Origin of the sequence: Clostridium sp. MD294, assembly GCF_000364165.2 — a bacterium.
In the GTDB taxonomy this organism is placed as follows: domain Bacteria; phylum Bacillota; class Clostridia; order Lachnospirales; family Anaerotignaceae; genus Coprocola.
Window position 1 is genome coordinate 1,767,304 of the sequence record NZ_CP097810.1, and the last position, 15,119, is coordinate 1,782,422.

At 30.3% G+C, this 15,119-nt stretch carries 12 protein-coding genes; 4 read left to right on the forward strand and 8 right to left on the reverse strand.

The annotated features are described in order from the left end of the window. Window positions 1–129: 129 nt before the first annotated feature. Together C820_RS08790 and C820_RS08795 are read right to left on the reverse strand one after the other, a co-directional pair. Complete coding sequence (locus tag C820_RS08790) at window positions 130–1,422, reverse strand: tetratricopeptide repeat protein (protein ID WP_004034674.1); 1,293 nt, start codon at window positions 1,420–1,422, stop codon at window positions 130–132. A gap of 25 nt (window positions 1,423–1,447) precedes the next feature. Further along, window positions 1,448–2,056: a DUF1836 domain-containing protein gene (locus tag C820_RS08795; protein WP_004034673.1), complete on the reverse strand. Its 609-nt coding sequence runs from the start codon at window positions 2,054–2,056 to the stop codon at window positions 1,448–1,450. Between the two features lie 179 nt (window positions 2,057–2,235). Here C820_RS08795 and trhA point away from each other — a divergent pair, with 179 nt between their 5' ends. Both trhA and leuS read left to right on the forward strand, forming a co-directional pair. Further along, complete coding sequence (gene trhA / locus C820_RS08800; protein ID WP_004034672.1) at window positions 2,236–2,898, forward strand: PAQR family membrane homeostasis protein TrhA; 663 nt, start codon at window positions 2,236–2,238, stop codon at window positions 2,896–2,898. Window positions 2,899–3,175: 277 nt separating this feature from the next. After that, window positions 3,176–5,587: a leucine--tRNA ligase gene (gene leuS, locus C820_RS08805; RefSeq protein ID WP_004034671.1), complete on the forward strand. Its 2,412-nt coding sequence runs from the start codon at window positions 3,176–3,178 to the stop codon at window positions 5,585–5,587. A 151-nt stretch (window positions 5,588–5,738) separates the two neighbouring features. Here the strand turns inward: leuS and C820_RS08810 are convergent, their stop codons facing one another. After that, the gene (locus tag C820_RS08810; RefSeq protein WP_004034670.1) at window positions 5,739–6,782 is read right to left on the reverse strand and encodes a hypothetical protein; all 1,044 of its coding nucleotides are present in this window, start codon (window positions 6,780–6,782) and stop codon (window positions 5,739–5,741) included. A gap of 314 nt (window positions 6,783–7,096) precedes the next feature. On the opposite strand from C820_RS08810, the gene C820_RS08815 reads away from it, so the two are divergent. After that, window positions 7,097–8,092 (forward strand): stalk domain-containing protein, encoded by a 996-nt coding sequence (locus C820_RS08815; RefSeq protein ID WP_004034669.1) that lies wholly within the window; start codon window positions 7,097–7,099, stop codon window positions 8,090–8,092. Between the two features lie 55 nt (window positions 8,093–8,147). Here C820_RS08815 and asnB read toward each other — a convergent pair whose 3' ends face one another. Next, window positions 8,148–10,001, reverse strand: coding sequence for an asparagine synthase (glutamine-hydrolyzing) (gene asnB / locus C820_RS08820; RefSeq protein WP_004034668.1), 1,854 nt, complete (start codon window positions 9,999–10,001; stop codon window positions 8,148–8,150). A 20-nt stretch (window positions 10,002–10,021) separates the two neighbouring features. Further along, complete coding sequence (locus tag C820_RS08825; protein WP_004034667.1) at window positions 10,022–11,401, reverse strand: hypothetical protein; 1,380 nt, start codon at window positions 11,399–11,401, stop codon at window positions 10,022–10,024. A gap of 144 nt (window positions 11,402–11,545) precedes the next feature. Between C820_RS08825 and C820_RS08830 the strand changes: the two genes are divergently transcribed. After that, window positions 11,546–11,809, forward strand: coding sequence for a hypothetical protein (locus tag C820_RS08830; RefSeq protein ID WP_004034666.1), 264 nt, complete (start codon window positions 11,546–11,548; stop codon window positions 11,807–11,809). Window positions 11,810–11,874: 65 nt separating this feature from the next. Here C820_RS08830 and C820_RS08835 read toward each other — a convergent pair whose 3' ends face one another. The 3 genes from C820_RS08835 to C820_RS08845 all read right to left on the reverse strand — a co-directional run bounded on the left by C820_RS08835 (window position 11,875) and on the right by C820_RS08845 (window position 15,108). After that, the gene (locus C820_RS08835) at window positions 11,875–13,053 is read right to left on the reverse strand and encodes a tyrosine-type recombinase/integrase (protein WP_004034665.1); all 1,179 of its coding nucleotides are present in this window, start codon (window positions 13,051–13,053) and stop codon (window positions 11,875–11,877) included. 146 nt (window positions 13,054–13,199) lie between these two features. Continuing rightward, entirely contained in the window at window positions 13,200–14,039 is an 840-nt protein-coding gene (locus C820_RS08840) for an Rpn family recombination-promoting nuclease/putative transposase (RefSeq protein ID WP_004034664.1), read from the reverse strand. A 79-nt stretch (window positions 14,040–14,118) separates the two neighbouring features. Continuing rightward, window positions 14,119–15,108 (reverse strand): replication protein, encoded by a 990-nt coding sequence (locus C820_RS08845; RefSeq protein ID WP_004034663.1) that lies wholly within the window; start codon window positions 15,106–15,108, stop codon window positions 14,119–14,121. Window positions 15,109–15,119 lie beyond the last annotated feature (11 nt).

A 15,119-nucleotide genomic window follows, 5' to 3' on the forward strand; every position in this document is an offset into this window, starting at 1 on the left:
ATTTCTCCCCTTTGTTTGTTCCCTTTATCATATTAAACATATTTTTTGATACAACAATAATATTTTAAATTGTTTCATTTTCATATTATGATATTATAATAATACTATGCTTCTGATGTAGTTGTAATTTTATATTTCATCTGGTATATGAATAAAAACATAACAAGTATCTAAATTTTGTTGTGCTTGTGTATGTCCCTGTTCAGCAGCTTTAGTGAACCATTTTATAGCTTCTGTAAAATTTTGTTCTATGCCATACCCATGATGATAACAATGACCTAAATTATTCTGTGCATCAGCATTTCCTTGTTCAGCAGCTTTGGTATACCATTTCACAGCTTCCGTATAATTTTGTTCTATGTCTTCCGCATCATAATAAAAATTACCTAAATTAACTTGGGCTCTTGAGTATCCCTGTTCAGCAGATTTTTTATACCATTGTACTGCCATAGCATAATCTTTAGGCACTCCAAAGCCATTATCATAACAAACTGCTAAATTATATTGTGCTATTGCATCTCCGTTTTCAGCAGCTTCAGTATACCACTTTACAGCTAGTGTATCGTCTTTTTTCACTCCCCAGCCAACAGAATAACAAAGTGCTAAATTAAATTGTGCTTCAGCATAGCCTTGTTTTGCAGCTTCAGTGAACCACTCTACAGCTTTGGTATAATCTTGTTCCACACCTTCCCCATTATAATAACACATACCTAAACGAAATTGTGATAAATAAAATCCATTTTCAGCAGATTTAGTATACCATTTCACAGCCTCAGTATAATTTTGTTCTACGTGTTCGCCAGTATAATAAAAATTACCTAAATTAAATTGTGCTGTTGCATCTCCATTTTCAGCGGCTTTAGTATACCATTTCATAGCTTTGGTATAATCTTGTTCTATACCTTCCCCACAATTATAGCAACAACCTAAATTAAACTGTGCTTCAGTGTGCCCTTGTTCAGCAGCTTTGATGTACCATTTCACAGCTTCCGTATAATTTTGTATTACACCTCTTCCCTGATTATAACAAAAACCTAAAGTATTTTGTGCTTTAGCATCACCATTTTCAGCAGCTTTGGTGTACCATTTCACAGCTTCCGTATAATTTTGTATTATACCTTTTCCCTTATAATAAAAATTACCTAAATTAAATTGTGCATGAGTATCTCCGCTTTCAGCAGCTTTAGTATACCATTTCATAGCTTTGGTATAATCTTGTTCTACACCTTCCCCATAATCATAACAACAACCTAAATTAAACTGTGCAACAGTATGTCCTTGTTCTGCAGCTTTAGCAAACCATTTTGCTGCTATAGCATTATCTTTAGGTACTTTGTCACCAGCATCATAGCAACGTCCTAATTCATATTGTGCTTGAGCATCGCCTTGCTCTGCTGCCTTCTCTAATTCTTTTAGTGTCATTGTTTTTCCCTCCTGTTTTTTGTCTTTATGATTTTGAAGTTGTTTTTTTGACAGAAAAATGAGCATCTAATATTTTCTCTGCAATTCTTTTTTCTGTGTTAGACTGTATTACTAACTGCAATACAACAATGATATTTTGAATTGTTTCATTTTCATATTGATGATATTGTGGTGATGCTATGGTATTTTCTATATAATTGTTTTCTAATACCATAGCAATATTTTTTTGATTTTGTTTTTGTAGTTCCACAAAGTCGCTATAAATCATTTCTAAAAGAGGAGATTGCATATTTTTTGTTAATTCCTCTGTAACAGGTTTTAATAATCTGCTGATGTCAGAAATAGACAGTATAGATTTTAAATGATAAATCATAATTAAAAGCATAATATGATTTTTAGTATATTTCTTTTTTAGAGGTGGTGGAAAAATTTTTGCTTTAGCATAATTGTTTATCATTGTTTTGGTAAGAATTTTATCGTTTTTATTGCGTTTGCAGCCAGATAAAGCACTTTCTATAAATGTAGTAACTTGGTCCATATATAAATCTATATTAGGTATCGTTTCTATTGGCACAATATCATAACTGTCTAATATTTTTGAAATTTGTTCTGTAATATTTTTTTGTTCTTTCATATTTTATTCACCTATATTTTTTTAATCATAATAATGTAACTATATTATATAGTATTACAAACTATGTATCAATAAAAAAATAGAAAATTTTATTGTAAAAGGAATGGAAAAGGGTTATAATATTGTTATGATATAATGTAGTTTTAAAAACTATATAATATGGTTAGGAGATGAATAAAATGAAGTGCGAAGAAAATAGAAAGTTTAAAATTAAAGAACCTGTTAATGCAATTACCCATTTTTTAGGATTTTTAATGTCTATTCCAATATTAATTATGTTAGTAACAAAAGCACAGAAAGAAGCTTCTTTCGTTGCAGTAATTGCTTTTTTGATGTTTGGCATTTCTCTGTTACTTTTGTATGGTGCAAGCACAATTTATCACACTTTAAACATATCTGAAAAAGGTACAGCTTTATTAAGACGTATTGACCACATTATGATATTTGTACTGATTGCAGGAACATATACGCCTGTATGTTTAATTCCTCTAAAGGGAAAATGGGGCTGGACACTTTTAATATGTGTGTGGGGATTTGCTATAGCTGGTATATTGTTAAAAATATTTTGTACAAATGTGCCAAGATGGTTTTCTACATTGTTGTATGTAGTAATGGGTTGGCTTGTATTAATTGCCTTTTTTCCATTAGAACAGGCTATTCCTATTAGTGGCATTGTATTATTGGCTTCTGGAGGTGTTGTATACACTATTGGAGCAGTAATATATGCTGTAAAATGGTCGAAATTAAAATTAAAATATTTTGGCTTTCATGAAATATTTCATATATTTGTTATGGGAGGGAGTGCATTACACGTTCTTTTTATGTTTGAATATATATTGTGATAATTATAGTGATGTTGTAATATAAAATGGATACTTTATTGAAAATACAATGTTGTTTACTTCTCTATTACAAAAAAATATATCAAAAGTATTGCAATTTTTACTAATTTATGATATAAATTTATTCATAAAACGATAAAGAATTAGATTTTTTAAACCCTTCCTATTCCCTTTAGAGAGGAAGGGTTTAAAAACGTTAAAAATAATTATTTACAAAAAATAGATATAGAATAAAATGAAATTTACAAGTAGGTAGAAAAAGAGGAGGAACAATATAATGAATAGTCGTTATGATTTCAAAGAAATTGAACAAAAATGGCGTAAGATTTGGGAAAAAGACCCCATTAATAAAGAAGACGATAAAAAACCTAGATTTTATTGTTTGGATATGTTTCCTTATCCTTCTGGCACAGGTCTTCATGTAGGACACTGGAGAGGATATGTATTAAGCGATGTAGTAAGTCGTTATAAAGTATTACAAGGATACCAAGTGCTTCACCCAATGGGCTGGGACGCTTTTGGTTTGCCTGCAGAAAATTTTGCAATTAAAAATAATATACACCCTCGTATTTCTACAGCAGACAATATTGAAAATGTAAAAAGACAACTTCATGAAATCAGTGCTATTTATGACTGGGATAGAGAAGTCAACACAACAGACCCATCTTACTACAAATGGACACAGTGGATATTTGTACAAATGTTTAAAAAAGGTTTGGCTTATGAAAAAGAAATGCCTTTAAACTGGTGTCCAAGCTGCAAATGTGTTTTAGCAAATGAAGAAGCGACAAATGGCGTTTGTGAACGTTGTGGAACAGTTGTTACAAAGAAAAATTTAAGACAGTGGATGTTAAAAATTACAGCATATGCAGAAAGATTACTTCAAGATTTATCAAAATTAGACTGGCCTGCAAAAGTAAAAAAAATGCAGTCTGATTGGATAGGTAAAAGCTATGGTGCAGAAGTATCTTTTAAAGTAAAAAATTCTGATAAAGAAATTATAGTATATACTACAAGACCAGATACATTATATGGTGCTACATTTATGGTACTTTCTCCAGAATATAAAGATGTCAAAGAACTTACTACACCAGAACAAAAAGAAGCTATGGAGAAATATTGTTTTGAAGCATCTACAAAATCTTCTGTTGACCGTATTACAAATAAAGAAAAAACAGGTGTATTTACAGGTAGCTATGGTATCAATCCATTAAATAATGCTTTAATTCCAATATGGGTATCTGATTATGTATTAGCAGACTATGGTACTGGGGCAATTATGTGTGTACCTGCTCACGACGAACGTGACTTTGAATTTGCTAAAAAATTTGACTTGCCTATTATACAAGTTATATTAAAAGAGGGCGAAAAAGAAGAAGAATTAAAAGAAGCCTATACTGGCGATGGCATTATGATAAATTCCGGTGATTGGAATGGTATGAAAGCATTTGATGCCAAAGAAAAAGCACCTCATTATTTAGAAGAAAAAGGTCTTGGTAAAAAGACAATTAATTATAAATTGCGTGACTGGGTATTCTCCAGACAGAGATATTGGGGCGAGCCTATTCCTATTGTGCATTGTCCTCATTGTGGTGCTGTTGCAGTACCAGAAGACCAGCTTCCTATTGAACTTCCTGAAGTAGAGTCTTATAAACCAACAGATACAGGAGAGTCACCATTAGCTCACATTGATGAGTGGGTAAATACAACTTGTCCGCAATGTGGTGCTGCTGCAAAAAGAGAAACAAATACAATGCCTCAATGGGCAGGTTCTTCTTGGTATTTCTTACGTTATGTAGATAATCACAATGATAAAGAATTAGCAAGCAAAGAAGCACTAAAAAAATGGATGCCTGTTGACTTGTATGTTGGTGGTATTGAGCATGCTGTATTACATTTACTTTATGCTAGATTTTATACTAAATTTTTATATGACATTGGTGCAGTAGATTTTGATGAACCATTTACAAGATTGTTTAATCAAGGTATGATTACTAAAAATGGTGCAAAAATGAGTAAATCTGTAGGAAATGTGGTTTCTCCTGATGACTTGGTAGAAAAATATGGTTGTGACTCTTTGAGAATGTATGAACTTTTTGTTGGCCCACCAGAATTAGACTCTGATTGGGACGATAGTGGTATTGATGGTGTATTCCGTTATTTAAACAAAGTTTGGAAATTGATTGCAACTTATAAAGATAATACTATAGCAGAAACAAAAGATATGACATTCATTAGAAATAAATTAGTATATGAAATTACAAACCGTTTAGAAGCATTAACTATGAATACTGTTGTAAGTGGTTTTATGGAATATACCAATAAAATGATTGATATAGCGAAAAAAGAAAATGGTATTGACAAAAATACATTAGAAACACTTGTTGTATTACTTGCACCATTTACACCACATATTGCAGAAGAGTTGTGGCAAGAAATGGGTCATACTACTTCTGTATTTGCTGAAAAATGGCCTGTTTATGATGAAACAAAATTAAAAACAGACAGTATTGAAATTGCATTACAAATCAATGGAAAATTTAGAGATAATTTAGTTGTTGGAGCAGAAGATAGTAAAGAAGAAGTATTAGCAAAAGCAAAAGAAGCATTGGCTTCAAGACTAGAAGAAAAAACAATTGTAAAAGAAATTTATGTTCCAAATAAAATAGTAAATATTGTTGTAAAATAATAATATAGAGAAAAGCCAGCATTGTATTGTGCTGGCTTTTTTTATATAAATAAATTGTACTATAGTAATATGGGTAGAAGTATTATGGAGGGAAACACAATGCTTTTTATAGTGATAAAATAGGGAGAGAGTACATACAAATAAAATAGTATTATCTTTTTGTCATGTTGTTTTTACTTCTTGCAGTAAAGCAGTTATTTTTTGGTGGAGTGTTGCAGCCGCAATTGTCATCACAGTTGTTATTGTTACAATTATTGTTGTTGCAGTTATTGTTATTGCAGTTATTGTTATTGCAGTTATTGTTATTGCAACCACAATCATTTATATTACCACCAGAGGTACAGTTACCTAATCCACGACAATGTGTTACGTCTGTTTTTGGTGCAAAAATTTCCATAGGGAATTCTAATTTATCAAAGAAATCACAAGGGTCTGGATTGGATACACAACGAATTTCGTCTGGTACACAGTTTCCAGATGTTGGTATCAAAAGGTTTGTGGTACGGAACATTCTGATAATAGAGAATAAACCTAATGTAACATTTACTGCAATAGGTGCACCATAAGATGCGTCATTCATATTTGTATCGCCACAGTTGCATGGATAATTGCAAGTACAACTATTGGTATATTTTAATTCTGCTAACAGGCCTACACCAGTACCTTCTACACTAACAAATGGTCCTGCTGCTGTTTCATCAAAGCATTGATACAAATCAGATGCAACAGTTACTTCTGTTTCTGATGAGCCAGTTGCACCACCAAATAATGTTACTTTTTGATTGTAAGAATTTGTACCTTCAATAGTACCTATGCAAACACTTTCGCAATTTCTGAAATCAAGTGTATATAAAAATGTGTATTTTACTTCTACGTCCCAGCAACTAGAACGGAAAGGATTTTTCTTTTTGCTTATAATATCAATTTTAGATAAAGATGTGTTTTTGATAGATACGCTGACTGCATTACATGGAGGAACAATAACATCTCCTTCACAAAATGCTTCTGTACCATTTGAAATGCCTCTTGCTGCTCTTGCAGGACCTATAATAGCAGGAGAAAGACATTTTTGAAATCTTAATTGGTCAAATATCTTTTGTGCAATAATACATTCTTCATTGGTATTGTTGCCGCAACAATTTCTACATTCTGCACTTAAATCAACCTTATTATTTTCAAAATCAAATGCTCCCATAATAAAAGCCTCCTTTAAAAATTGTTTTTGATTGTTTCTTTTATATCATATGTATTTTATAAAAATGGGTGCTACTTCTAAGTTGTCCTTTTTTCTATTTTTTGATGAAAAAAGACTTGTACAAACAAAGACAAGCAGTATTTTATAACAATATTGTTATTGTAATGCTAAAATAATACAGAATAATACAATTTCACGAAAATAACGGTTTAACTTGACATAATCATATAGAAGTAATATGATTACTATAATCATGTGGAATAATATTTTATTTGATAAATAATTGAAATATTTTAATTATGAAAGGAAAACATATGAAAAAACTTTTTATAAGATGTAGTATTTTATTTATAATAATGTTTTATTGTTGTAGTATTACTGTTTCAACAAAAGCTACAGCATTTATTACATCTGTTACAGTTGATTTAAAAGATGAAGGAAAAGAGATTTCAATAAAATTACCAGCAAAAGAAATTTACTTTCAAAATAAGCCTTATATACAACAATGTGCTGTTATGTTTCCTTTAAAAGAGTTATTGGAAGTTATGGGTACAAAAGCTGAAGTAACAAATAATAAACAACAAGGAACAATGACGGTTACTATAGGAGAAAATAAAATACAATTTTTTGATAAACAAAAGAGAGTAATAGTAGATGGTATAGAAAAAGGGCTTTATAATGCGGCGAATGTTGTAAAAAATGATGTTTATATTTCAGTATATGATACTTATGTATTATTTCATACTCATTTTGTAGATTATGGTTATTTGAAAGAAGAAGGTATTCATAGATTTGAGATTATTTTTGGTGAAGATATAGATGAAATAAAAGTAAATGCAAATTTCAAACAAGAAATTCATAATTATTACATAGATACAAAAGAAGTCTATGATACTATGAAAGATAGTGAATGGTATGAAACATCAAAGAGTTTTCCACCATATAGACAAAAAAAGGAGTATTTGTTGACAAACAAAATATGTAACACTTATGAAAAATATGGAGAAATTATGATAGCAGTAGCAGATATGGAAAAATTGACAGTACCAAATACACTTTGGGATATAAAGTGGAATGGTGAACAAAACACAGCTATTATCAAAACATATAACACAACACCAAATGATATTATTATAACAAAAGATAGTAATATTATGAATTTAAATGGCAAAAATATAGAAATGGTAACAGCAGCAGAAATAAAAAATAACAGACTCTATATTCCTATTAAGGCAATGTTTGAAATATTAGATGTTCCAGAGCAAAATGTAAAGTGGATAGCAGAAACCGAAGTGATATTTACATACTAAATGAAAAAGAAAAAACAAAAGGCGAGAGTAATATACTTTCGCCTTTTACTATTTATTATAGCTGTACACTTACATGATATTTTTTAAGCCAATAGTTAATTTGTATGACATAGGCAATCATTTGAGGGGCAGCCATAAGCTGACCATACCAAGGTTTACCATAGTCAGAAGGGCTTTTTAAAAAGCGATTGACTTTGTCTTTATCTAAAAACTGTAATACAGGAGAACTGCTGTCATTTATAATTTCTTTTAAGCGGTTAGAAAGCAGTGCTTCGTATTTTGTATCATATGTTTTAGGGTAGGGGGATTTTCTACGAAATAATATTTCTTCTGGTAAAAATCCTCTGCCTGCTTCTCTTAAAATGTGTTTTACAACACCATCTTTTGCTTTGATATGCCAAGGAATATTCCAAAGATATTCTATAATATTGTGGTCTGCAAAAGGAACTCTTGCCTCCAAACCAGAATACATACTTGTTCTGTCCATACGGTCAAGAAGTGTCTGCATAAACCATTTTAAATTTAAATAAGAAATTTCACGTCTACGAGCTTCTTCTGGTGTATCTTCATCTAGTCTAGGTGTTTCTGCAACAGAACGATGATATGTTTCGCTGACATATTCGTCCATATTTAATTCTGCTAAAAAGTCGCTTGAAAGCAATACTTTTCTTGCTTCTAAATCCATTGTCCAAGGGAATGTATCTGCTTCAAAACATTCTTTTTTATGAAACCAAGGATAACCACCGAATATTTCATCAGCACATTCTCCAGTTAATGCTACTTTATGGCTTTGCTTTACAACAGAGCAAAAATACAGCATAGAAGAGTCTACATCAGCCATACAAGGCAAATCGTGAGCATCTACAGAAGCAGTTAACAAATCAGCCTGTTTTGCTGTTTCACATTCCAAATAATGATGTTGAGAGCCTAAAAATGCTACCATTTTTTCTACATAAGGACGGTCTTGAGAAGGCTGAAAAGCATTCGCTTTAAAATATTTGTCGTTGTCCACAAAATCAAATGAAAATGTGTGTAATTGTTTATCTTGTTTTTTGAGTTCCAATGCACAAATAGCTGAAACAATACTGCTGTCAACTCCTCCAGATAAAAATGTACATATAGGTACATCAGAAACCATTTGTCTACGTATAGCGTCTTGTACTAAAAAAGAAGTCTTTTCAACTGTTTTTTCATAACTGTCTGTATGAGGACGACTTTGTAATTTCCAATAACAATGAATGTGTTTTCCTTGTGTGTCAAATGTCACAAAGTGCCCTGAAAGCAGTTCATCAATATCTTTATAAACACCACAGCCGTATGTTTTAGCTGGGCCTATACTAAACACTTCATTGAGTCCTTTTTTATCTATAATTGGCTCAATACCTGTATATTGAAAAAGTCCTTTAAGTTCTGAGGCAAATATTATTGTACCGTTTTTGTTGGTATAAAAAAGAGGTTTTACACCTGCTCTATCACGAAATAAATGAAGCTGTTTATTTTTGGTATCTGCTATAGCAAATGCAAATATACCATTTAATTTTTTTACAATGTCTGTACCATATTCTAAATAGCCATATAATATCATTTCTGTATCGCTTGTAGTTTCAAAAATATAGCCTTTTTGTATTAAATCCTCTTTGATTTCTTTTGTATTATAAATTTCGCCATTGTATACAATAGCATATTCTTCTCCATACATTTTTTTTACCATAGGCTGATGTCCTGTTGTTAAGTCTATAATAGAAAGACGAGCATGAGCAAAACCAAAACAGTCATTGATATAAATACCACTATCATCAGGCCCTCTGTGAGAAAGAGCCTCTTTCATATTATAAAGTATTTTTGTGTATTTTTGTTCATTTTTTGTAAATTGTTGTTGTGGATTAAAAAATCCTGCAATACCACACATAAAAATCCTCCTTTCTTATATTAAAGCAAAAAGCAAGCTGTTACAAATGTAAATAAAAATCCTATCAAAACAGGAATGATATTTTTACGAGCAAGTTCTAAAGGGTCAACATTACATATTGCTGCAACAGGTATAATTCCCCAAGGCACAATAGTACCACCACCTACAAAAATAGCCCCTATTTGTCCTAATGCTGCAAGTATAGGCACAGAACCATTTACAGCAGAACCAAATGTTTGAGCTAAAGAACCTGTCAAAGGTAGACCAGAAAATCCAGAACCATCTAAACCAGTTAAAGCACCTATTGTAAGCTGTATAAAAGCAGTAATATATTTGTTGAGAGGGGTATTATTTGCTAACCAAATTGCCCAGTCATTGAGTATGCCAGACTGATATTGTTCTCCTAATATCGTACGAATACCTTCTCCTCCCAAAAAGAAAAATGCACCAATAATAATAACAGGAGCAAATATTTTAATAGCAAATAAAAATCCATCTGTAACATAGTCTGTTACTTTTTCAAGAGATTGTTTTCCAAAGGCTATAATAGCACCAAAACACATAAGAAGTACAGCTGTTCCTGCTACAATACTGGTAGCATCTCCACCTTTTAAATCAAATAAAAGCATAAGGAAAACATCTAATATAAATGCAATAGGTGTAATGATAGCAAGTATCAAAGCTGATTTGGAATGATGATGTTTTTCAATTTCTGTTACAGTAGAAATAGAGCGAGCAGTTATTGTAGTATCTGTAGAAGACAAACTCTTTCTATTGAGCAAAAATGCAAATACAACTGTAGTAACACCCATAACAATAAACAAAGGGCGTCCAGTGGATAATAGCTCTCCTGTAGTAATACCTGCAGAACTTGCAGAAATAGCAGGTGCTCCTTGTATGACAAAATCATAACTCAAACCTATACCATGACCAAATAAATTGATTGCCATAGCAGCAGCAAGTGGTTTTAAACCAGCTTTTACAGCAAAAGGCAACATAATTGTACCTAATAATGCTACAGAAGGAGAAGGCCACAAAAATAGAGAACAAATTAACATAGTAATACCTAATATCCACCATGTAATAGCAGGTGTTTTCATTACTTTTGCCATAGGCATCATAATTAGTTTATCACTACCTAAGTCCATAAGACATTTCGAAAATGCTGTAACAAGTGCTATAGTAGCTATAATTTCCATAAATTCTTTGCCAGCATATAGTATTGCTTTAAATATCGTTTGTATACCTCCTATGAAACTGTTTGTGCCTACAATGCCTAATAGAAAAAGAAATGCAATACAAGCAATAGGTGTGTCTTTTCGTAATATCATTACAAATAATATACAAATGACACCAATTAAATAAACATAATGTAAAGGGGTTAATGAAATAGATAACATAATAAAAACTCCTTAAAATGTAATTCATACATTATATGAAAAAATAAAAAAGGAGTTACAAATGCTGTATGATGATGCTAAAGTATTGTACTTTGTTGTAAAACATGGTAGTATGAAAATAAGTCAAATAAAGGAGGAATTTGTATGATGTTTAAACATTTGGAGGAAAATAAACAATCTGAACTAAATTACTGTATAGCATTGACAGAAAATTTAGAAGAACCGACAAAATCACTTGTACAAAATACATTTATAAAAAATATTAATGGTATGATTAAAAATGAAAAAAATTATTACATGACAAGAATTGCAGAATTGTTACTATCTTCTGTTATTATTGCAATTAATGTGATACCATTAGAGCTTTTTGCTTATATAAAAAAATCATGCAAGAATAAGAAAAAGTAGGAAGTACAAAAAACATTGTATTTTCAATGCTTCTAAGCACTTCTTACTTTTTATTTTAATTTATTTTATGCCTTTTTGTCCCACTTTTGTACTACTTTTTTAAAATTCAGCTTTTGCTCTAATGTTTCAGCAGCTGCAATGTCAGCATCTACAAGAGCATGAACATACCTATTTGTAATAGACAAATTAGAATGTCCCAAACGGCTAGAAACCGTTTTAATATTTGTACCATTTATAAGTAGTAAAGTTGCTGAAGTGTGACGAAGGGCATGAAATTTAATATGTGGTAAATTGTTTCTTTTTAAAAAATGAGTGAACCATTTTGAAATAGCATTTACTAATATATAATCCCCTTTTTTATCCGTAAAAATCATATTATGTTTATTCCATTCTTTTTCAGAATATAATTTTATTTCTGATTGTTCCTTTTTATATTGTTTTAGCATTTTCATAATATAATCTGGTACTGCAATAATACGATTGCTTGTGTTGCTTTTAGGCAACTTGATATTCTTTTCTCCTTTTACATAATATAAACTTTTACAAATATTAATTTGATGTTTTTCCCAAGAAATATCGTCCCATTGTAAGGCAGCTAATTCTCCCCTTCTACAACCAGTACACAAAGCTAAGTGAATAAGTGTTTTCCACATAATGGGCTCATTTTCTAAACATTCTAAAAGTTTTTTAACACTTTTTTCATCTAAAATATCTGTATGAGATGGGGCAGTTTTTGGAAAATTTAATTTTGTTGTAGTAGATGGATTATATTCTAAATAATTCATTTTACAAGCAAAACCAAATAATGACTGTACTACAATATAATATGTTTTGATAGAAGTTGATGATATATTTTTTTCTGAAAGAGCATATATAAATTTTTGTAGGTGCATTGGTGTGACTTCTGTTAGCTTAATATGCCCTAATGCAGGTTTAATATAGTTTTCAATTACACTATTATAATAATTGAAAGTAGTAGGAGAAAGTGCTTTTTTCTGCATTTCTAAATAAATATCACAAAATTCATGTAGTTTTATTTTATTGTCTATTTTTGTAACAATCCCATTTTTTACTTTTTCTTCAAATTGTATAGCAATTTTATTTAGTTCTTTTTCTATTTGACGAGGTGTCATTTTGTTATCTGGTTTCCATGTCATAGAATTTATTATTTTTTTACCATAAATGTCAGTACCACAATATATTCTAATTTGATAAGAGTTTCCTCTTTTTCTAATTGTTGCCATATTATATCAATCCTTTCGTGTTTTGTAAAAAAACTTGAAAGTGTAGGACGGCTTTGATATAATAAATAAAGAACTACAATTATATTAATTCTTTTTAAAAAGCCCTTTTATGTTAGCAGCAGTAAGGGCTTTTTTCAATTTTTGTTTTAAATGTTCTTTTTTAATTCTTCAATTTCTGATATGGATAATTTGCTTATTTTAGAAATTGTGTTTATATTTAATCCCTCTTGTAGCATTTCTATTACCATTGATATACAAGTTTCTTGTCGACCTTCCTGTCTGCCTCTTTGTTCTGCTTCTAGCATACCTTGATTATAATCCAGTATTGCTTTTTGTCTAGCAGTATACTCCATTTGTTTTTGTTTATCTTGACTAATCACTTGTAATTGTTCATACGCACTATTGATATATTCATTTTTACTTGCTAACATATCGAACTCCTCCTTTGTTTCAGCACTAATAAATTTTGCCCAAAGCAATACATCACTTGCATCTTTTTTTAATTGTTTTGGCAATTTGGGTAGTTCTAGCACGTGAAATTCCATTTTATCCGTATATAAAGTATGTCTTGTATCCTCTAAAATATGAAAACAAGAATAAAATTCATCTGTATCTTGAAATAATTTGAAATCTAATATACTAATGCTCACACATTTTTTAAATACAGTATAATTTTGTCCTGATTGTATTTGTTCTGTATATATTTTAGACAAATAGAATAAAGAGCGGTCAGCCCATACAGTTAAAGGAGAAAGCTGTATTTCAATATCAATTTCAGTATTGTTGTTCATAAGCACTCTAACGTCTAGTATGCCTTGTTTGTCATTTTCATGTACTTTTCTGAGATTTGTATTTAGTATTTGTGTTTGTTTTATGTCTAATGGGTTTAAATTTAATATAGCAGATAAAAAGCCAACACGTGCTTTTTCATTCATCATAATTTCTTTAAAAGCATAGTCAACTTTGGGTTTCATTAAAGTATTCATTTTCATACCACTCCCTTTCATAATTTAGTATTCTATTTTGACTTTAACACGATTAATATAATTTTACAACATTTATTTTTTATTCGTATATTGTTTCATAATATCGTAATGCTCTAATTGAACCACTTATAAAATGAAGTATATTGTAATCACAATTTTGGTAAGAAGTTTCAAAATGCTTTTTAATCATATCAGGGTAGAAATCAGGGAATAACTCAATATAATCATTATTAGAAATATTATCACATGAAGGTAATTCTTCAATAATTTTCTTAATGTTTTTGTTACTTAATATAGGATGGTCTGTGTTCATATGTTTTTTATATTCTTCATAGTAGAATACGAATATATCAACAACTTCTTCAAGTGTAAAAGAATATGTATTATTTTCTGTAGAAACAAAAAAATATTGTTGAACAATTTGATTTTTTAGGATATTCATATTAAATGGTTTAATCTCCCCCTTGTTGACAGAAGTATCAACCCTAGAATTTTCTTTAACTTCTTTTTTTAAAATCTTTTTTTTAATGTTTCTTTCTTGGGTATTTTCTAAAGTACCACTACAGGTATTTAATTCAATACCTGTGGTGGGTTCTAATTCAGCACCACTAGAGGTATGATATAAAACACCTCTAATTAAATTAATCATATTATCATCTGGGTTATTTTCGGTTTCACTTGGGTTTTCACTTTTCGCACTTGGGTTATTTTCGGTTTTGTTTTGGTTTTCGTTGGTTTTAGTTAGGTTATTATTTGGTTTAGATACAACATCAAAATTAGGGTTAATAGCAAGGCAACGAGGAGAGGTTGCGGTATATTTTTTTGTTTCAATTAAAATATCTTTTTTAATTAAGTTTTGTATTACTTTTTTTGAATAATTCTCACTTAGGTCAGTAGCATTTTGAATAAAAGATTGAGAAAGTTCGTGTTGTTCTCTATGAAATCCATAAGTATATCTGACAACACAAAGCAATATCTTTATTTCTGAAGCATTTAGCTTAGAACACATAATATGTTCTAATAATTCATTAGGAAACTTTGTAAATGTTTGATTATTATTTGTTTCCATAAGTTTCTACT

Bases quoted from the DNA above. Each gene is read 5' to 3' on its own strand.
- C820_RS08790 (WP_004034674.1), bottom strand. From the start codon at position 1,422: ATGACACTAAAAGAATTAGAGAAGGCAGCAGAGCAAGGCGATGCTCAA.
- C820_RS08795 (WP_004034673.1), bottom strand. From the start codon at position 2,056: ATGAAAGAACAAAAAAATATTACAGAACAAATTTCAAAAATATTAGAC.
- trhA (WP_004034672.1), top strand. From the start codon at position 2,236: ATGAAGTGCGAAGAAAATAGAAAGTTTAAAATTAAAGAACCTGTTAAT.
- leuS (WP_004034671.1), top strand. From the start codon at position 3,176: ATGAATAGTCGTTATGATTTCAAAGAAATTGAACAAAAATGGCGTAAG.
- C820_RS08810 (WP_004034670.1), bottom strand. From the start codon at position 6,782: ATGGGAGCATTTGATTTTGAAAATAATAAGGTTGATTTAAGTGCAGAA.
- C820_RS08815 (WP_004034669.1), top strand. From the start codon at position 7,097: ATGAAAAAACTTTTTATAAGATGTAGTATTTTATTTATAATAATGTTT.
- asnB (WP_004034668.1), bottom strand. From the start codon at position 10,001: ATGTGTGGTATTGCAGGATTTTTTAATCCACAACAACAATTTACAAAA.
- C820_RS08825 (WP_004034667.1), bottom strand. From the start codon at position 11,401: ATGTTATCTATTTCATTAACCCCTTTACATTATGTTTATTTAATTGGT.
- C820_RS08830 (WP_004034666.1), top strand. From the start codon at position 11,546: ATGATGTTTAAACATTTGGAGGAAAATAAACAATCTGAACTAAATTAC.
- C820_RS08835 (WP_004034665.1), bottom strand. From the start codon at position 13,053: ATGGCAACAATTAGAAAAAGAGGAAACTCTTATCAAATTAGAATATAT.
- C820_RS08840 (WP_004034664.1), bottom strand. From the start codon at position 14,039: ATGAATACTTTAATGAAACCCAAAGTTGACTATGCTTTTAAAGAAATT.
- C820_RS08845 (WP_004034663.1), bottom strand. From the start codon at position 15,108: ATGGAAACAAATAATAATCAAACATTTACAAAGTTTCCTAATGAATTA.